22 protein-coding genes and 1 pseudogene are annotated in these 17,303 nt (G+C 44.3%); all 23 read right to left on the bottom strand.

From position 1 onward, the window contains the following. Positions 1-86, bottom strand: a pseudogene (locus tag FTU82_RS02585) (IS5/IS1182 family transposase); the annotation flags it as partial. A gap of 92 nt (positions 87-178) precedes the next feature. Next, complete coding sequence (gene pyrF / locus FTU82_RS02580; RefSeq protein ID WP_005097309.1) at positions 179-859, bottom strand: orotidine-5'-phosphate decarboxylase; 681 nt, start codon at positions 857-859, stop codon at positions 179-181. 36 nt (positions 860-895) lie between these two features. Next, a complete protein-coding gene (locus FTU82_RS02575; protein WP_074383247.1) occupies positions 896-1,255 on the bottom strand; it encodes a lipopolysaccharide assembly protein LapA domain-containing protein in 360 nt (119 codons plus the stop codon). 23 nt (positions 1,256-1,278) lie between these two features. Further along, positions 1,279-1,584, bottom strand: a complete 306-nt coding sequence (locus tag FTU82_RS02570) for an integration host factor subunit beta (RefSeq protein ID WP_005097312.1) — start codon at positions 1,582-1,584, stop codon at positions 1,279-1,281. Positions 1,585-1,747: 163 nt separating this feature from the next. Further along, positions 1,748-3,427 carry a 30S ribosomal protein S1 gene (gene rpsA, locus FTU82_RS02565; RefSeq protein ID WP_005097313.1) on the bottom strand — a complete coding sequence of 560 codons (1,680 nt, stop codon included), beginning with the start codon at positions 3,425-3,427 and terminating at the stop codon, positions 1,748-1,750. A 110-nt stretch (positions 3,428-3,537) separates the two neighbouring features. After that, complete coding sequence (cmk, locus tag FTU82_RS02560) at positions 3,538-4,221, bottom strand: (d)CMP kinase (RefSeq protein WP_005170422.1); 684 nt, start codon at positions 4,219-4,221, stop codon at positions 3,538-3,540. A 17-nt stretch (positions 4,222-4,238) separates the two neighbouring features. Next, complete coding sequence (locus tag FTU82_RS02555; RefSeq protein WP_100355369.1) at positions 4,239-4,670, bottom strand: SRPBCC family protein; 432 nt, start codon at positions 4,668-4,670, stop codon at positions 4,239-4,241. A 55-nt stretch (positions 4,671-4,725) separates the two neighbouring features. Then, positions 4,726-5,241, bottom strand: coding sequence for a tRNA adenosine(34) deaminase TadA (gene tadA / locus FTU82_RS02550; protein ID WP_100358124.1), 516 nt, complete (start codon positions 5,239-5,241; stop codon positions 4,726-4,728). Between the two features lie 7 nt (positions 5,242-5,248). Next, on the bottom strand, positions 5,249-6,370 hold the full coding sequence (locus FTU82_RS02545; RefSeq protein ID WP_100355370.1) for an enoyl-CoA hydratase/isomerase family protein: 1,122 nt from the start codon (positions 6,368-6,370) through the stop codon (positions 5,249-5,251). Beyond that, a complete protein-coding gene (gene ung / locus FTU82_RS02540) occupies positions 6,367-7,080 on the bottom strand; it encodes a uracil-DNA glycosylase (RefSeq protein WP_074383250.1) in 714 nt (237 codons plus the stop codon). Before ung ends, FTU82_RS02545 begins: the two co-directional genes overlap by 4 nt. A gap of 46 nt (positions 7,081-7,126) precedes the next feature. After that, positions 7,127-7,723, bottom strand: coding sequence for a 6-carboxytetrahydropterin synthase (locus FTU82_RS02535; RefSeq protein ID WP_005097321.1), 597 nt, complete (start codon positions 7,721-7,723; stop codon positions 7,127-7,129). Between the two features lie 153 nt (positions 7,724-7,876). Then, positions 7,877-8,845 carry a type II secretion system minor pseudopilin GspK gene (gspK, locus tag FTU82_RS02530; RefSeq protein WP_180001297.1) on the bottom strand — a complete coding sequence of 323 codons (969 nt, stop codon included), beginning with the start codon at positions 8,843-8,845 and terminating at the stop codon, positions 7,877-7,879. Between the two features lie 12 nt (positions 8,846-8,857). After that, positions 8,858-9,493, bottom strand: a complete 636-nt coding sequence (gene gspJ / locus FTU82_RS02525; RefSeq protein WP_180001296.1) for a type II secretion system minor pseudopilin GspJ — start codon at positions 9,491-9,493, stop codon at positions 8,858-8,860. After that, positions 9,490-9,891, bottom strand: a complete 402-nt coding sequence (gene gspI, locus FTU82_RS02520; RefSeq protein WP_370981693.1) for a type II secretion system minor pseudopilin GspI — start codon at positions 9,889-9,891, stop codon at positions 9,490-9,492. Before gspI ends, gspJ begins: the two co-directional genes overlap by 4 nt. Positions 9,892-9,997: 106 nt before the next feature. Next, entirely contained in the window at positions 9,998-10,549 is a 552-nt protein-coding gene (locus tag FTU82_RS02515) for a type II secretion system protein (protein ID WP_074383251.1), read from the bottom strand. A gap of 14 nt (positions 10,550-10,563) precedes the next feature. Continuing rightward, complete coding sequence (locus tag FTU82_RS02510) at positions 10,564-11,178, bottom strand: TetR/AcrR family transcriptional regulator (protein WP_004645466.1); 615 nt, start codon at positions 11,176-11,178, stop codon at positions 10,564-10,566. A gap of 40 nt (positions 11,179-11,218) precedes the next feature. After that, positions 11,219-11,992, bottom strand: a complete 774-nt coding sequence (locus FTU82_RS02505) for a TatD family hydrolase (RefSeq protein WP_074383252.1) — start codon at positions 11,990-11,992, stop codon at positions 11,219-11,221. Positions 11,993-12,019: 27 nt separating this feature from the next. Further along, positions 12,020-12,361, bottom strand: coding sequence for a PilZ domain-containing protein (locus FTU82_RS02500; protein ID WP_005170399.1), 342 nt, complete (start codon positions 12,359-12,361; stop codon positions 12,020-12,022). Positions 12,362-12,376: 15 nt separating this feature from the next. Next, positions 12,377-13,357: a DNA polymerase III subunit delta' C-terminal domain-containing protein gene (locus FTU82_RS02495; RefSeq protein WP_179999363.1), complete on the bottom strand. Its 981-nt coding sequence runs from the start codon at positions 13,355-13,357 to the stop codon at positions 12,377-12,379. Positions 13,358-13,371: 14 nt separating this feature from the next. Then, complete coding sequence (gene kdsB, locus FTU82_RS02490) at positions 13,372-14,133, bottom strand: 3-deoxy-manno-octulosonate cytidylyltransferase (protein WP_100329622.1); 762 nt, start codon at positions 14,131-14,133, stop codon at positions 13,372-13,374. A 12-nt stretch (positions 14,134-14,145) separates the two neighbouring features. After that, a complete protein-coding gene (lpxK, locus tag FTU82_RS02485; protein WP_100329623.1) occupies positions 14,146-15,150 on the bottom strand; it encodes a tetraacyldisaccharide 4'-kinase in 1,005 nt (334 codons plus the stop codon). A 3-nt stretch (positions 15,151-15,153) separates the two neighbouring features. Beyond that, positions 15,154-16,881, bottom strand: a complete 1,728-nt coding sequence (gene msbA / locus FTU82_RS02480) for a lipid A export permease/ATP-binding protein MsbA (RefSeq protein WP_159138335.1) — start codon at positions 16,879-16,881, stop codon at positions 15,154-15,156. Further along, positions 16,881-17,303, bottom strand: coding sequence for a biopolymer transporter ExbD (locus tag FTU82_RS02475; protein ID WP_004278885.1), 423 nt, complete (start codon positions 17,301-17,303; stop codon positions 16,881-16,883). The genes msbA and FTU82_RS02475 overlap by 1 nt, the downstream gene beginning before the upstream one ends.

The raw sequence follows: 17,303 nt of genomic DNA, 5'->3' as shown, positions 1-17,303 counted from the left end.
ACCATTTTTAAGAATAATGGACGAGGAACGCCAACAAGTCGTTTAAATTCCCCATCATTAAATCTAGTTAAATTTTCATATTTCATGGGACTAGTATAAACAATTTTTTACTTTCGCAAGAGGTCTAATATATAAAAAAAGCCTTTCGACTGAAAGGCTTTTTGTCATTCAAATCATATTAAAGCGTTGCCAAAATATCTTTTAAAGTCTGACGCATATTCTTAGACTGGGTAATAGGACGGCCAATCACCAGATGAGTCGAGCCATCCAGCATCGCCTGTTTCGGTGTCACAATACGCTTCTGATCATCGGCATTTGAGCCTTCAGGACGAATACCGGGTGTTACCAAAGCAAAGTCTTGGCCTAATGTTTCACGTAACATTTTTGCTTCTTGAGCTGAACACACCACCCCGTCCAGACCACTGTTTTTGGTCAGTTGAGCCAGACGCTTGACATGCTCATTTGGCTCAATATCCAGACCAATATCTTTGAGGTCTTCACGACCCATTGAAGTCAGCACTGTCACAGCAATGAGTTGAGTTTTATAGTTGCCTGCTTGTAAACGCTCTACACAGGTTTCCATCATTTTTCGGCCACCAGATGCATGTACATTCACCATCCATACACCCAAATCAGCTGCCGCGCAGACTGCCTGTGCAGTCGTATTTGGAATATCATGAAATTTCAGATCCAGAAATACATCAAAACCTTTGTCTTGAAGTGCTCTGACAATGATTGGACCTTCATGGGTAAATAACTCTTTGCCCACTTTTAGTCGACACAAGGCAGGATCTAGCTGTTCTGCAATGGCTAAGGCATCAAATTGGCTTTTGGCATCTAGTGCAACAATGATACTCAAGAGATTATCCCTTCAAATAGGCAAAAAATAAGCCCATTATAATGGGCTTTGATTTTCATTGGTAATATCTAATACAGTTTTTTCATGCCGGGTATGGGCTGCTGCTTCAGCGGCCATTAACTTGGCTGTATTCAACTGTTCCTTACGCAGATGTTCAATGTCTTTACGTAATCGCTTGATTTCCCAATTGGTCTGGAAAACCCGGAAGATTTGAACGCCCAATAACAGGCCTAACACGACGCCTAGAGATAGGGTAAGGAGCAGCAATAATCCTAGACGCATTGCAGGAACTTGAGTAAATAACAAGTCCACGGACAATTCGGTACCATTTTGCAAAACCAAAGCCAATGAATAGCCAAACAGCACCAATAAAAGAACGACCAGAACGTAACGCATGAACACCCCGTAAATATTTACAATTATTTATTTGCAGATTCGTTTACAGCATCACGAAGGGCCTTACCTGGCTTAAAGTGCGGAACTGCTTTTGCAGCCACTTCTACAGATTTACCAGTTTTAGGGTTACGACCCACGCGTGGCTCACGATGATGCAATGCAAAACTACCAAATCCGCGAATCTCGATACGATTGTCAGATGATAAAGCTTCTATCATTTGATCAATCATAATTTTAACCGCTTCTTCCACTAAAGGCTCGGCCAAATGCGGATTTTTTAATGCAATGCGCTCTATTAAGTCAGACTTATTAAGTGCTTCAGTAGTCATCTGCGACCTCTTTAATTATCAAGCTACTTGGGATCTATTTCCCGATAATAACCTGTTTAAATACAAAACGGTAGCGCAATAATTAAATACTACGCTACCGTTTACAGTATTTGTATAAAAAGTATTAGTTAACTTACATTAACAATACAATTCAAACGTCTACTTAGTTGCCCATTTGAGCTTTGATCAGGTCACCAATCGTCTTAGGACCATTGTCTTGACCAGCAGCTGGCGCTGTTTTCAAGTTAGCAACTGCTTCTTTCTCTTCAGCTTCGTCTTTCGCTTTGATAGACAAGTTGATTGCGCGAGATTTACGATCAACGTTGATAATCTTCGCTTCTACTTCTTGACCAACTTCAAGGAACTTAGTTGCATCTTCAACGCGATCGCGGTTGATTTCAGATGCTTTCAGAGTCGCTTCAACTTCATCAGCTAACTTAACAGTCGCGCCTTTCGCATCAACTGCAGTTACAGTACCTTTAACCAACGCACCGCGTTCGTTAGCAGCAAGGAAGTCATTGAACGGATCGTTGTTCATTTGCTTGATGCCAAGGCTGATACGGTTACCTTCAGCGTCTACAGAAAGGATAACCGCTTCAACAGTGTCGCCTTTCTTGTAACGACGAATCGCTTCTTCGCCTTGTTCGTTCCAAGAAATATCAGACAAGTGAACTAGACCGTCGATACCGCCTGGTAAACCGATGAAGATACCAAAGTCAGTGATAGATTTGATCGTACCAGAAACTTTTTCGCCTTTGTCGTGGTCTTTAGCAAACTCTTCCCATGGGTTAGCACGAGTTTGTTTGATACCAAGAGAAATACGACGACGCTCTTCATCAACTTCAAGAACCATAACATCAACTTCATCACCGATCTGAACAACTTTAGATGGGTGGATGTTTTTGTTCGTGTGATCCATTTCTGAAACGTGTACTAAACCTTCAACGCCTTCAGCGATTTCAGCGAAACAACCGTAGTCAGTAAGGTTAGTTACGCGCGCTTTAACGATTGAACCTTTAGGGTAACGGTTCATGATCGCTAACCATGGATCTTCGCCAAGTTGTTTAAGACCTAGAGAAACACGGTTACGCTCGCGGTCGAACTTAAGTACTTTAACAGTAACTTCTTGACCCACTTCAACAACTTCTGAAGGATGCTTGATGCGCTTCCAAGCCATATCAGTGATGTGAAGAAGACCGTCAATACCACCAAGGTCAACGAATGCGCCGTAGTCAGTAAGGTTTTTGATTGTACCAGTAACAGTTTGACCTTCTTCAAGCTGAGCAAGAAGAGCTTCACGGTCAGCTGAAGATTCAGCTTCCATAACAGCACGACGTGAAACAACAACGTTGTTACGTTTAGCGTCAAGTTTGATTACTTTAAATTCTAACTCTTTGCCTTCTAGGTGAGTCGTATCACGAATAGGACGAGTATCAACTAAAGAACCTGGAAGGAACGCACGTACTGGACCGATGTCAACAGTGAAACCGCCTTTAACTTTACCAGAGATAACACCAGTAACGATTTCGCCGTCTTCAAAGATTTTTTCAAGTTTAGTCCAAGTCTCAGCGCGTTTAGCTTTTTCGCGAGAAAGAACAGTTTGACCCATACCGTTGTCAAGCGCTTCAACAACTACGTCTACAGTGTCGCCAACTTGAACTTCAAGTTCGCGCTGTTCATTTAAGAACTCAGCACGGTCAACAACGCCTTCAGATTTAAGGCCAGTGTCAACAGTTACCCAATCAGAGTCAATGCTTACTACAACGCCCTGGATAACTGCACCCTTTTCAACGTTGAGGTTTAATTCACTTGCTTCAAAGAGGGCTGCAAAAGATTCGGTCATGATATTTCCGATAAAGTCAGCGGTCTTGGATCAGACAAGGCCGGTTTAATTAAGCATCTACATAGTCCATATAAAACTGATCAAGCTATGCGTTTGCTGATAAAATCAGGTTAATTGGCTAACTGCTGGTCCACATAAGTGGTCATCAACTGGAATACCTCATCAATGTTCAAATTTGAACTATCGATAATGTAAGCATCGTCGGCAGGCTTGAGTGGAGCGACAGTGCGTTCCATATCTCGTTTATCACGCGCGATGATATTAGCTAAAATATCGTTTATTTTAACATCCAGCCCCATACCCTGCAACTGCTTTACACGTCTTTGCGCGCGCGATTCAGCCGATGCAGTCAAATATATTTTAGCCTGAGCTTGCGGGAAGATACTTGTGGCCATATCGCGGCCATCTGCCACCAGACCAGGTGCCTGTGCAAAAGCATGTTGACGTGAAACCATTGCCATTCTAAGCTCAGGAATTGCAGCAACTTTTGAAGCAAATTCTCCGACGCGTTCAGTTCGAATGGTCTGGGAAACATCTTCGCCATCCAAGTACACCTGCACCCCGGTTTCGCTACTGACAAACTGGATATCCAGATTTGTTGCGATTTGTACGCATTCTGGCAACTTAATATCCATTAAATCCAGTAAATCATGGTGATGCAATGACAAACCCAAAAGCCGGTAGAGCGCGCCAGAATCCAATAAGTGAAACTGATAATGTGCAGCCAGTTTTGCTGCCAACGTGCCTTTGCCAGACCCACTTGGACCATCAATGGTAATAATTTGAACTGTCATTGCTTTCCCGTTGTTGTTTAAACAGATTTTGCGAGTTTCGTCAGGCCTAGTTTAATCGCTGCCTGTAACTGTGCAAGAATTAATTTACTCACAAAAGGCGCACGCGCCTGTAATTCAATCGTATAGGTGACCAGGGTTTTATCATCGGCCAGCGCTTCAAATTCGATAATCCCCAGATGATGCTTGATCAATGGATTTTTAATAATCTGATATTCAATACGAGCATTCGGCTCAAACAATGTAATCTGTTCTTTCAGCGGCTTGAGCGACCCCACCCCCATAGCACGCACCGAACCTAGTCCATCCGGATGTTCAGCATCTGCAGAATCCTTGATTCGTTCAACCTGCATCGGCGCAAAGGCAATATTATAGGTGGCATGCTTAGACATTAAATCAAAGACTTTATCAATCGATGCCGGAAATTCTTTTTTTACTTGAATGCTATGCATTATTTTTCCTGAAATTATAGATTCGAAACTAAGGAATTTTAGCGATAAAGTAGATTTATTTCTGCGTATTTAATAATTTTTCTTGTAACCTGAGTTGCCGCTTCTGCTCACGACGCAACTTGAAAAATGCACTAAGCTGTTCGGAGCATTGCTGCTGCATGCAGCCTGCTTCAAAGGAAAATACATGATTATAATAGCCAGTTTCAAATAATTGACGTGCACTGACCAGTGAACCCGCTTTCGCTTCAAATGCGCCAAATACTACCCGTGAAACCCGTGAATGTACCAAAGCACCAACACACATGGTGCACGGCTCAAGGGTTACATACAGCACTGCATCGTCAGGTAGTCGATAATTCTGGATATTTTGACAGGCATCACGCAGCGCCACAATCTCGGCATGCGCGGTCGGATCATTTAAGGAAATCGGCGCATTAAAGCCCTGACCAATGATCTGATTCTGACTAACAATAATCGCACCCACCGGAATTTCGCCCTGTGCGGCAGCAAGTGCAGCCTGCGCATAGGCAAGCTGCATCCAGTATTCATGACTCAATTGTGTTTCGGACATGTAAAACTTAAATCACACCATACTGTTTTAACAAGGCATTCCAGCTTTCAATATTGGTCACCGGAGGGTTTGCAGACAAAATACCTTTTAAGCTCATATCTGCACCCTTTTTCCATGCAGGAGAAAGGTCTTTATCCACCAGACGCGCGCGTACCCCCTCAACGAAATCATGATGACGGATTTTCCAGTCAGAAATCTGGGTTTCCAGTTCAAAAATTTCATTCCAGGAATGTACCTGCTTACCCCATTGCCAGAGCAACCAGGTCAATGCAGCTGTAGTTGGTGAACCTTTTTGCAGATTTTCACTGGCTTGACGCAACCAGTCACTGCGCGCATCACTCAGACCGATAATCGATTCATAATCATGCTCGAAGTTGACACCACGACAAACACTATGAATCACATCCAGAGAGTTTTGCAGTGGTCCTGGCCCTACCGGACGATGCATACTATTTAAAGTGTCATCAATGGCACGGAAGTCACCGGCAGGATAATGATCCCAGTCAATATTAATCACTTTATCTAAAACTGAATCACGCTGTGCATCACAAATATGTGTTGCCCAGCCAATCCCATAAGCACCTGCAGCGGTCATGATTGAACCGGTCAAGCCGGTAAATAAACCAATCGCGCCCCGATCGGCCAGGAAGCGAGTTGCACCCACATCGGGATATAAACCGATATTGATTTCAGGCATCGCCAAACGCGAATACGGCGTCACTAAACGGAAAGGTGCCGCCATAAACAGACCAAGGCCCCCACCCATCACATAACCTTCACCCCAGACCAAAACCGGTTTGGCATAATTATGCAATAACAGATCCAGCGCATATTCCTGTTCAAAAAACTTATTGGCAGCCGCCACTTCATCGTTAATGACCAGTTGACGTAATTTACGCACATCGCCGCCGGCACAGAATGCTTTCGGTGTGGTTGAATCTAACCAGATCGCTTTTACGCTGTCATCCGTATGAAAATCCTGAAATACTTCCAAAAGTGCAGAAGCAATCGATTCATCCAGAGCATGCAAAGACTTTGGACGATTTAAACGAACGATACGCCAGCCATTATGCGCTTCTTCAACGATCAAATCCGGATGATAAGTTTTAGTAAGGGGAGAATATGTCATGCGTCCAGCTGCCAATCTATAGGCTCAATGCCATGTTGTTTGAGATAGTTATTCGATTTTGAAAATACTTTACAACCAAAAAAACCACCACGGTTTGCGGCCAAAGGCGATGGATGTGCGGCCTTTAACACGAGATGCTTGTCCTGATTGATGCGCTGTCCTTTACGCTGTGCGTATGCGCCCCAAAGAATAAAGACAATATGTTCACGCTGCTCATTTAAAACATCAATGACGTGATCGGTGAATTCTTCCCAACCGCGCTTTTGATGCGAAGTCGGCTGACCTGCCTCTACAGTCAGTACTGCATTTAACAGAAGCACACCCTGCTCTGCCCAATGCGTCAAGTCACCATGCTTTGGTCGTTCAACCCCGACATCCGCATGTAACTCGTGAAAAATATTACGCAAAGATGGCGGCAATGCAACCCCTTTTTGCACCGAAAAGCTTAATCCATGCGCCTGATTCGGGCCATGATAAGGATCTTGCCCTAAAATGACCACTTTAACCCGATCGAGCGGCGTGGTATTCAAGGCATTAAAAATCAGATGATTGGGAGGATAAATTGTTTTATCTGCTTTTTTTTCTTCAATCAGAAAAGCTTTTAATTCGTCCATTTTCGGACTGAGTAAAAACTCACTCAATCCATATTTCCAGCTTTCATCCAACTGAACCTTATTCAGTTTGGCCAGTTGCTGTTCATTTAAAGACATTCTTCAATCCTAAATCTATGTCAATGGATTTAAAGTCACGCAGACTTTAAATCTGTACCTGTAAATCTACAGTCGGGTTATGAAATGCTGTGCCCTGTTTCAGCTTGTTCAACATGTCCGGATCGGTCCATTCAGCTTGCACCTGTTCAGAGAACTCAATTTGATCCAGACTCAGAATGCCCATCTGTTCATTTTGAATATCTTCTAAAAAGCTTTGTGCATAACCGGTATCGGTTTCATGCATAATCACAGAATAGACTTCGACATCACCTTCGCCATTTTGAGTCACGGTCGATGCCAGCACTTGTTGCGCCAGAAAGAAAAAGATACGTGAAAACTGCTCTGCCGATGGTGATACCGGTAACGACACCCATCGCGCACTGAAAGTTTTGCAAGCCTGAATATATTCCGGGTCGTCATTTTGCCAGAAACAGATCGCATGATCGAAAGAATCAAAGAAATCCTTAATCACACCTTTAAGCAGACCAAAGTCATAGACCATTTGCCCATGATCTAATTTCGAGGCTTTTAACAGTAGCTCGACTTTATAACTATGGCCATGGATCGAACGCTTACAGCGATCTGACGTGCAGTTACGCACAATATGAGCATTCTCAAACTTAAATAACTTACGAATTAACATATGCCGTAATGTCGTCAAAAAATAGGTGAATTGATTTTGATTATAAAGCAAAACTACAGCTTTGAGGATTAATTTTGCTGTTCAGCCTGATAGGGAAAAGGGATCAAGCTGCTGTTCAGATTTAGACTAACAGTATAACTGAATAAGCCCTGACTAAAAGGGTGCCATACTGCGATAAGCCACATATACCTGTTTGTCCTGACGAACCAGATCACTACTGAACTGGCGCTTGCGTTCACTCAAGACCACTTCGATCTGAGCTTTAAAATAATTGGATTGCACTCCGAGCAAGCTATTAAACAGATTACGCTTGGCAGCATCGACTTGCGCAAACGGTTCGAGTGACCATAACTCAGACACATTAGAAAAGTGTTCCAAATTGGCCTGTCGCTGATCCAGCAATTGTTGTATTGCATTCACATCCAGTTTTTCATCCATACTGGCCAACAGAAAAGCAGATGCTGTATTAATATTAACCGGACTTTCCTGCATCGGTGCAGCACTCAGATAAGGTGCTATCCGTTTGTACTTATTTTCTTCAAAACCACGTACCAGCTTTAATTCCTCTACGCTATGAAATTTTGCATTCGGTGGTAAAGCGGCATTCGGTAAGCCTTGATAATAATTAGATTCGGCACCCATACCTCCACTCACCAGCTCGTTTTCATCCTGCCAGTCAATTACGGCTTCACTGAGCTGCGCTGGCAAACCTGCACGTTTTAAAATCAGCTCGAACCATGCTTTGGCATTTTCATTGACGCTATCTTCAGCAGTGATCAGGCTATTTAAATTAAACTTGCCCGATTCATCCTGAATGATTCCGGAAACATAGCCGGCATCGACCGGAAAAGCCGGCATCGGCTGCGCCCAGGTTTCCTGTAGATGATCAACCTCTGCGGCATTTTCAGCATCATCTACTAGCAATTCAGAAAAAAAGGCTTCGGCACTTTTGGCATACATCAGCGACTGGTTTTGCCGCATCAGATAGGCGGTACTTTCAGCAGTTGCAGCCTGACGCTGGGCAATCGTGGCTGCCAGAATAGTCGCCAATGCCACCATCACCAGAATGGTAATCAGTGCAATGCCCTGCTGCTGCTTCAGCCTCTGTTTATTCATTTTCATTTTTTATGATTCTTAGCCGGGTTGACCTGTATTCTGATTATCAAGCAAAAAGTCCGTATTTAATAAACTAAACAGCCACTCATAGCTGACGCCATTCACGGTTAAATTGATTTTAATGCCTTTGGGCAAGCGCTGTTTCTGCTCTCGCTGATTTAAATCCATAGAAGAATCAGGCCACTGTGTGAGTTCATTTGGATTCAGCACCACAACCTGAAATTGCTCAACGTCCGATAATAAAATACTGGATTCAGGTTGATCACGACCGGTCTGATTCAGGTTGCGATATTTCAGTCGATACAGTTTTTGTTCATCGGCCCGATACTGATATTCAATGCGTTCATCTGGCGAAATACCCTCCTCCAGAGGATCAGTCACGCCAGTTTTACTAAAATTAAAACGGCCATTTTGCAAAACCAGAGCCGGTTGAATATCACTATTGATATTGGCCGTTAAAGGGACTGCCTGTACCGTATCCCGTAAAATTTGCTGATAGGTTTCCTGTAGCTGACCTAGACGCTGTTCATGTACTGCATTTTGATCTTTGGTTTTGACAATATAATCAAAAACTTTCCAGCCCAAAGCAGACAGCACTGCAAAGATCGCAATCGCAACCAATAATTCGACCAGGGTAAATCCTTTAGGCTTCATGGCGTATTGTTCATGCGATGATTAAAGAACATTAAGCTGCTGATCCCGGATGCACCTTGACCAGTCTCCTGATTGACCAGACTGACCTGTAGTTCAATACGTTGCACATTGGGACTGATGGTCGGTTCACTGCGCTTGTCAATTTGCCAGGTTTCGCCTTGCTGGGTCAGCTGTCTGGAGGCCGTGCCATCCATCCATTGCTGATTGATTTCCATTTGAGCCACTTCATTTAAGGCAACAAACTGTGCTTTGGTGCGCAGAATGGCATTCGAGGTTGACTGGGTATATTGCATCGCGACTTTGGTCAGCGTCATGGCTGCGGTGGCGAAAATTGCCAGTGCAACCATAACTTCCAGCAAGGTAAAGCCTGAGCTGCGATGAGTGAAATGCTGTTTCACCGCTGCGCAAGACCAAGAGCTCTGCTCGAAGTGCCCACAATGCAATCGATCAACACTCGATTTAAATGGTTTGATCAGCCTGGAGCACACACTTTGCTTGAAAGATCTAGATTTCATTGATTTTACCCAGATGATCCACCTCAATCGCAGAGCCGACTTCACGATCTTCTAAAAAGAACTGAATCCGTACCGGCTTGACCTCACCATTCCCCAGCCAGATCAATTGCGGAGAATTCACCTGCGTCAGATCACGATTTTGCGCACGGGCATAACGCTGTTGTTCTAGCCCCTGAATCCGAAAAGACACATGATCCGGCAGCTTACGTAATTTAAATTCTGTATAACTCTGCCATTTTTCATTTTGCAGGTTCTGTTCAGTCTGCGCTGCTGAACGATATTCTACAATCCCATAGCGAAATGGCGAGACATCGGTCGCGGGTTGCAGATCAAGCGCCAGTATTCTGGACTGGTCATTCGCCTCACGCATGACCCGCTGCAAGTCTAATAACAAAATCTCGCGTGCCTGCATGGCCTTACGCTGATCGACACCACTGGTATTCAGCAATACCAGTGAGGCCATGATTCCCATAATCACAATCACCACCATCAATTCGATGAGGGTAAAGCCACGAACTGCGCTGTGAGATGATCTGATCATACTAAGCTCTAACCTTAGGCAAACTGCTCGGCAGAATGCACCTGCTTTGGCAAAGCCAGTGCTTGATCGATATAGGCCACGCGCAAGGTATCGCGTGAACCCAGATAACGCTGATAAAAACTGGAATTGAGAATTGCAGCGGCGCCATGGGTCAGTGACCAGATCGACGCCAGATAGTCACGCACCGACATGCGGCTATGAATTGAAACCAGATAACTTTCTGTCATGCGGATGATCAGGCGTAAACGCTGTTTGCGTACCTGATACAGTTCACTGAATAGATGCTGAATTCCCACGCCAGTCGTCGACAGACGTTCTTCAATCTGATGGAACAGCACCGTACGTTCCGGATGATGTAAATGGTGCAACATAAAGAAGGCCAGATGTTCAGGAAAAGCTTTATCACTATCCTGAATCATTTCCAGCAACATGCGCTCATTACGGATAATCAGCAACATATACAGTTCATCTTTACTCTGAAAATGTTTATAGAGTGTCCCTTTGGCCAGATCAAGTTCAGCAGCAAGCGCATCTAGCGTCATTCCTGCTTCACCATTTTCCAGCAGGAGCTGCTCTGCGACTTGAAAAATCAAGGTTTCTCTTGCTCGAAACTGAGCCTGACGATCCATCTTCACCCTATAAACTCTCTTGTACTTTATATAACTTTATTTACTTTAAATTTAGAAGATTTTCAAAGTTCTGCTTTGTGATAGAAGCCATTTCTTCTAGCGACTTATCATATACATCACAAAGCGCTTTGGCTACATAAGGAACGTATTTAGGTTCGTTAGATTTACCACGATATGGCATCGGCGCAAGATAAGGACTATCGGTTTCAATCAGTACACGATCCAGCGGAACCTGTTTGGCCACATCACGCAGATCCTGGGCATTTTTAAACGAGATAATCCCGGAAAATGAGACATAATAACCGCAGTCTAAAACCGCTTTGGCAGTTTCCCAATCTTCAGTAAAGCAATGCAAGATGCCATGCGTGGATTTTTCCGCACGGATAATATCCACGGTATCATGCTTGGCAGCACGGGTATGTACCACCACCGGTTTCTTGGTCATTTGCGAAGCATGGATATGACGGGCAAAGCAGGCTTTTTGTTCTTCGACAAAATCTGTACTGTGATAATAATCCAGACCGGTTTCACCGAGTGCCCAGACTTTTTCAGGCTGTGCCAGCTCGACCAGATATTCGGTCGTGGCACGCGCCATGGTCGCAGCATCTTCGCAAGGATGTACCCCAACGGTATAACCGACATCCGGGTGACGCGCGGCAATTTTCGCCAGCGCGATATGATCATCCAGATCGACCGAGATACTCATGAACCTGGATACACCCGCTTCACGGGCCTGTGCGAGTGCCTGATCCAGATCACCGTTATACGGCGTTAAATCCAGCATCGTTAAATGACAATGGGTATCTACAAACACAATGCGTTCCTACCACAGCTAAATGAACTACATAGTGTAACTTTTACGCCCTTCAGATTTAAGACCTGCAACCAGACGATCTGCTTCATTTTTGAAATAAACACCCTTTTCACCGCTTAACTGGATGCCAAAGCCTTGTGGCTTGATGCCATTCTGCTTTTGCGAGACCCAGATGACTTTACCGGTTAAAGGAATTTTCTGGGTCTGTTCAGGCAAAGTGGTCAATACAAAAACTTCTTCACCCAGCTTGACCGGCTGCTTGGACGGAATAAACAGTCCACCACCCCATACATAAGGCATATAGCTGGCAAACAGTGTTTCAATATCAGGAATATTGGCCTGAATAATACCGCCCATACGTGGTTGCATGTGATTTCCCCTTAATTAAAGATTCATCAGCTTGATAAACAGCTCATCGATCACCAGATTGCTTTGAACATTCTGCTCGAGATATTGCTTGGAACGCTGAAAATCTTCATAAATTTTAAAAAGTGCTGCTAATGAATATTGTTCGGCAAGCACATTAAACTCAAGATCAATGTTTTTCACCGTTTGATTGAGCTTGACACAAATTAAATCGGACAACAAGTATTCAAACATGGGAGCAAATTCACCAAAGCTCAGGCTTTTGTTCCATTTGGTCGCAATTGCAAGCGGCATATTTTTTTGCATCACCAGTTTTTGCCAGTCTTGCAGGAATTCCTGACGCAGTGGCAGCCATGAACTTTGTGCAACCTCGAGTGCTTGTAAGGGCATCTGATTGGACAGGTTCATCAATAACTGTTGCTGGCTAGAACCTGCATCCGGCAACTGTGCCTGAACATAATCACTAAATTGTTCTGCGGAAATCCGGTCTAAGGCAAAATGCTGCAAGCGACTCCGTATCGTTGCAGGCAATTTTAAATAATGATCTGCCAGCAAAATAATGACCGTATTGTCACCGGGTTCTTCTAGCGTTTTCAATAAAGCATTGGCAGAGGAGATATTTAAGGCTTCCGCAGGTTCAATTACAATCACTCGCCAGCCATCGACGGTCTGCTGCACAAAAGGCAACAGATCACGAATCTTTTCAATCTTGATTTTGGCATTCTGTTTTTTATTGTCTTCGTCGGTGCTGATATGCACATAATTGGGATGCGTATCAGCCTTGAGCCATTGGCAACTGCCACATTCGCCACATGCACCAGAAGACTGCCGATTCAGACACAAGACCCAAGCCAGAAACTGCTGGCTAAATGCCTCCTTGCCACAGCCTTTTTTGCCATAAAACAATAAACCATGCCCAAGCTTGGGAAAACGTCCGGTCAGCGTTTCCCAAACCTGTTGCTGCCATGGATAAATCTGTGCATTGACATCAAAAGGCATGTATTCAACTCTTCTTAAGCAAAATGAGAAAGATCCATTTGATTCAATCGATCCAGATCTTCTTGAGTATCCACACCCGGTGGCAAATTGGCTTCAGCCACGGCAATCGCAATACGGTGACCATTTTCCAGTACCCGCAATTGCTCTAGGGATTCCAGTTTTTCCAGCCCCCCCATCTCCCAAGTGACATATTCTTGAAGCAGTTTTACACGGTAAGCATATAAACCTAAATGACGATAGGCCTGATTATGCAGTTTTGCTTCAGCCAGTTTCGCGCCATCACGGTCATAAGGAATGGTGGCACGGCTAAAATACAAAGCTTGATTATGTTTGGACATCACCACTTTAACAATGCTGTCACGCTTAAATTCGTCTAGTTGATGAATCGGCTCACATAGCGTCGACATCGAAGAATCCGGTTGATCTTCTAGAAGTTGTGCCACCTGTTTCACCAGTTGTGCCGGCAATAAAGGCTCATCACCCTGCACATTGACAATAATATCGTGACTGTCCCAGCCTTTGATCCGCGCTACTTCACTGAGGCGGTCTGTCCCAGAAGGATGATCCACCGAAGTAATCACCACATCAACACCTTCGGCACGACAAACCTCAGCAATACGCTGATCATCGGTCGCCACACACAAATCATCAAAACCTTGTACTTTTTTGGCTTGATCCACCACACGCAGAATCATGGGACGACCATGAATGTCCAGCAAGGGTTTACCCGGCAAACGTGAACTGGCAAAACGTGCAGGAATAACAATGTGTTTCATACTGAATAAGCCTTAAGAAATTTGAATACCGTATTGTTGTAACTGTTGCTGCAAGACCGTATAGCAGGCTGGCGATAATACTGCATCGACTGGCACCACCCAGATATCCTGCTTAAAATCGGGATATTGTTTCAGTAATGCCATAATCTTGACTGCGTCTTTTTCCGTGGTAATGATCGGATTGGCATCATCAAACTGTAGATCCTCAATGTCATAATCATGATGATCGGGAAATTCATGACATTGGAATTGTTCTATGCCCAGATTTTTCAGGGTCTGATAAAAGCGTTGCGGAAAACCGATTCCCACCACGGCATAAAAAGCCGACTGAGAATCGAAGATTTTATTGTTGTCTTGATTGAGTAGATAAGGCTGTGATGCAGCCAGATGCATATGCAGCTCAGAACTTGGGCTTGCCGAATGTTCAATTACCGTTCCTGTTTCCAAGCGTGTCACCGGTTCACGCAGATAGCCTTCCGGAAGCAGTTTTTGGTTGCCCAGACCGCGATTATTGTCCAGTACAATCCATTCAATCTGACGATTTAAAGCCCAGTGCTGCAAACCATCATCACAAATAATCAGATCCAACTGATGTCTTTGCAGTAACAGTTCAATACTTTTTTGCCGGTTTGGCCCTACGGCCATCGGCACGCCCGTCGCCTGTACAATCAAGGCAGGCTCATCACCGACGACCTCAGGCAAGGTATTAAAATCCACATAAGCCGGAAATGGACCTTTGCCGCCATAACCACGGCTAATCACCCCAACTTTTACACCTTGTTGAGTTAAATAATCAACCAGATGAATCAGCAAAGGGGTTTTACCACTACCACCGACAGTGATATTGCCAATCACCATGACCGGAACCGGAGCACTATAGCTTGTCTTGATCCCTTTCTGGTACAGCCAGCGATTGCTGACAAAACCTAAACGATACAAGCATGACAAAGGACGCAGCACCACCAGCCACTTTGCCTGTGCATTCCAAGCATCCTGAATGATTTGCGCCAATGCCATAACTTATTGTTCCTCAAAATTACGTTGATGCAGCTGATAATAAGCCCCATGCAATGCAATCAGTTCTGCATGAGTCCCTTGCTCGACAATACACCCCTGATCCATGACCACAATACGATCCGCATTTTCAATCGTCGATAAACGGTGTGCAATCACAATGGTTGTACGATCTTGCATGGCCTGATCAAAGGCACGCTGAATAAAGTATTCGGATTCATTATCCAGGGCACTGGTTGCTTCATCCAGAATCAGAATAGAGGCATTTTTCAAAATCGCACGTGCAATCGCGATGCGCTGACGCTGACCACCAGACAGATTTAAACCTTGAGCACCCAGTTGGGTATCATAACCTTTTGGCAGAGCCATAATAAAATCATGTGCATAAGCGGCTTTTGCTGCTGCAATAATGTCTTCATCAGTCGCACCTTCGAGCTGACCATAGGCAATATTTTCTCGCACAGTCCGATTAAACAGCACCACTTGCTGATTCACCATCGCAATCTGGGTACGCAAAGCAGTCAGCTCAAAGTCCTCAATCGGTTTCTGATCCAGTAGAAGCTGACCTGAACTTGTATCCTGATAACGTACCAGCAGGTTCACCAGTGAGCTTTTACCGGCACCGGAACGCCCAACCAGAGCAACCGTTTCACCAGCTTTTACCTCTAAATTAAAATCACGAATGGCATGATGACCATCATCATAAAACAGGTTGACATCTTTAAACTGAATATTACCTTTTAAGCTATCGCTTAAAGTCCCGGTATTTTTTTCTTCGGGCATGTCCAGCAATTCAAATACCGAATGCGCTGCGGCCATACCCCGTTGAATTTTTTCATTGATATCTGTTAAAGCTTTGATCGGTCTTGCCAACATGCCCGCAGCCGTAATATAAGCCACAAATTCACCGGCAGAGGTATCGCCAAGGATCTGTGGACGCAAGGCAATAAACATGACAATACTGAGTGAAATAGACATGATCAGCTGAACCACAGGACTGTTCAACTGCTGCACAGCGACCATTTTCAAGCCACGACGCAAGTTTTCCAGCGAGTTCTGTTTAAAGCGTTCCTGCTCATAACTTTGGCCGCCAAAACCCTTGACGATCAGGTTGGCATTGACCGTTTCCTGAACCACATGGTTGACATCCCCCATGGTGTCTTGCACTTGCTGTGACAGTTTACGCATCCGTCTAGCCGCCTTACTGATCACAAAGCCAATAACGGGTGCAAAAATCAGGATACACATGGTCAGACGCCAGTTGCTATATAGCAGATAGCCTAATAGCGCAATCGTAATCAAACCTTGTTGCAACAGGGTTCTTAACGCTTCTGTTGAGGCAGCGGTCAGTTGTTCCACGTTATACATGATCTTGGCAGTAATATGCCCGCTGGTATTGTCCAGATAATACTGAGACGGTAAACGCAGCAGTTTTGCAAAAACTTCCTGACGGATATTGAACACCAGATTACGGGAAATCACCGCAGTAAAATACCCCCCCATGAATAATCCCAGCCCACGAAAGAACATCAGGACAACCACTAAAAACGGGAAAAGCGAAGTGAAACTCTGGTCTTTGTCTTGAATGGCCTCAATAATATATTCCAGTAATTTAGCCACAGAAACTTCTGTAGCCGCATTAATAGAAAAACCGAGCAGGACAAGCAATCCGATGCCCCAAAAGGGTTTTAAATAACTTAAAAGGCGAAGATAGACCTTAAAATCGTGCTTCACTAATAACCTCGGGTGGGTACTTTGGTACTGATATTAATATTGACAAAGCCGAGCTGCCCGGCCACATCCATAACGCGAATCACGTCCTGATGGCTGGCTTTCGCGTCAGCGGCAATGACGAACATTAAATCACGGCGTTCATTAGAAATCTGTTTAATTGCAGTATTTAAATCTGCGACTTCTTTACTGGCCAAGGATTGACCATTGACTGCATAATGACCATTGGCATCTACAATCACTTCAACTTTCTGATCATAACTTTTAGGCGGAACACCCTGCGCATCTGGTAAGGTCAAGTTCATACGGCTCATTTGGCTAAATGTTGTCGATAACAGTAAAAAGACCAGAATAAACAGCAAACAATCAATCATAGGGGTCAGATTAATATGCACATCTTCTACTTGGTTGCGTTTGAATTTCAT

The organism is Acinetobacter sp. YH12151 (genome assembly GCF_013418355.1).
Taxonomy (GTDB): domain Bacteria; phylum Pseudomonadota; class Gammaproteobacteria; order Pseudomonadales; family Moraxellaceae; genus Acinetobacter; species Acinetobacter pseudolwoffii.
This window is presented reverse-complemented; position numbering and strand designations above follow the sequence as displayed.

What these genes read in the sequence shown, in the direction of transcription:
- FTU82_RS02545 (WP_100355370.1), bottom strand. Translation starts at nt 6,370, where the DNA reads ATGACATATTCTCCCCTTACTAAAACTTATCATCCGGATTTGATCGTT.
- FTU82_RS02475 (WP_004278885.1), bottom strand. Translation starts at nt 17,303, where the DNA reads ATGAAATTCAAACGCAACCAAGTAGAAGATGTGCATATTAATCTGACC.
- FTU82_RS02495 (WP_179999363.1), bottom strand. Translation starts at nt 13,357, where the DNA reads ATGCCTTTTGATGTCAATGCACAGATTTATCCATGGCAGCAACAGGTT.
- FTU82_RS02555 (WP_100355369.1), bottom strand. Translation starts at nt 4,670, where the DNA reads ATGCATAGCATTCAAGTAAAAAAAGAATTTCCGGCATCGATTGATAAA.
- lpxK (WP_100329623.1), bottom strand. Translation starts at nt 15,150, where the DNA reads ATGGCATTGGCGCAAATCATTCAGGATGCTTGGAATGCACAGGCAAAG.
- FTU82_RS02500 (WP_005170399.1), bottom strand. Translation starts at nt 12,361, where the DNA reads ATGCAACCACGTATGGGCGGTATTATTCAGGCCAATATTCCTGATATT.
- rpsA (WP_005097313.1), bottom strand. Translation starts at nt 3,427, where the DNA reads ATGACCGAATCTTTTGCAGCCCTCTTTGAAGCAAGTGAATTAAACCTC.
- FTU82_RS02570 (WP_005097312.1), bottom strand. Translation starts at nt 1,584, where the DNA reads ATGACTACTGAAGCACTTAATAAGTCTGACTTAATAGAGCGCATTGCA.
- FTU82_RS02515 (WP_074383251.1), bottom strand. Translation starts at nt 10,549, where the DNA reads ATGATCAGATCATCTCACAGCGCAGTTCGTGGCTTTACCCTCATCGAA.
- tadA (WP_100358124.1), bottom strand. Translation starts at nt 5,241, where the DNA reads ATGTCCGAAACACAATTGAGTCATGAATACTGGATGCAGCTTGCCTAT.
- kdsB (WP_100329622.1), bottom strand. Translation starts at nt 14,133, where the DNA reads ATGAAACACATTGTTATTCCTGCACGTTTTGCCAGTTCACGTTTGCCG.
- cmk (WP_005170422.1), bottom strand. Translation starts at nt 4,221, where the DNA reads ATGACAGTTCAAATTATTACCATTGATGGTCCAAGTGGGTCTGGCAAA.
- ung (WP_074383250.1), bottom strand. Translation starts at nt 7,080, where the DNA reads ATGTCTTTAAATGAACAGCAACTGGCCAAACTGAATAAGGTTCAGTTG.
- FTU82_RS02575 (WP_074383247.1), bottom strand. Translation starts at nt 1,255, where the DNA reads ATGCGTTACGTTCTGGTCGTTCTTTTATTGGTGCTGTTTGGCTATTCA.
- FTU82_RS02535 (WP_005097321.1), bottom strand. Translation starts at nt 7,723, where the DNA reads ATGTTAATTCGTAAGTTATTTAAGTTTGAGAATGCTCATATTGTGCGT.
- FTU82_RS02510 (WP_004645466.1), bottom strand. Translation starts at nt 11,178, where the DNA reads ATGGATCGTCAGGCTCAGTTTCGAGCAAGAGAAACCTTGATTTTTCAA.
- gspK (WP_180001297.1), bottom strand. Translation starts at nt 8,845, where the DNA reads ATGAAAATGAATAAACAGAGGCTGAAGCAGCAGCAGGGCATTGCACTG.
- gspJ (WP_180001296.1), bottom strand. Translation starts at nt 9,493, where the DNA reads ATGAAGCCTAAAGGATTTACCCTGGTCGAATTATTGGTTGCGATTGCG.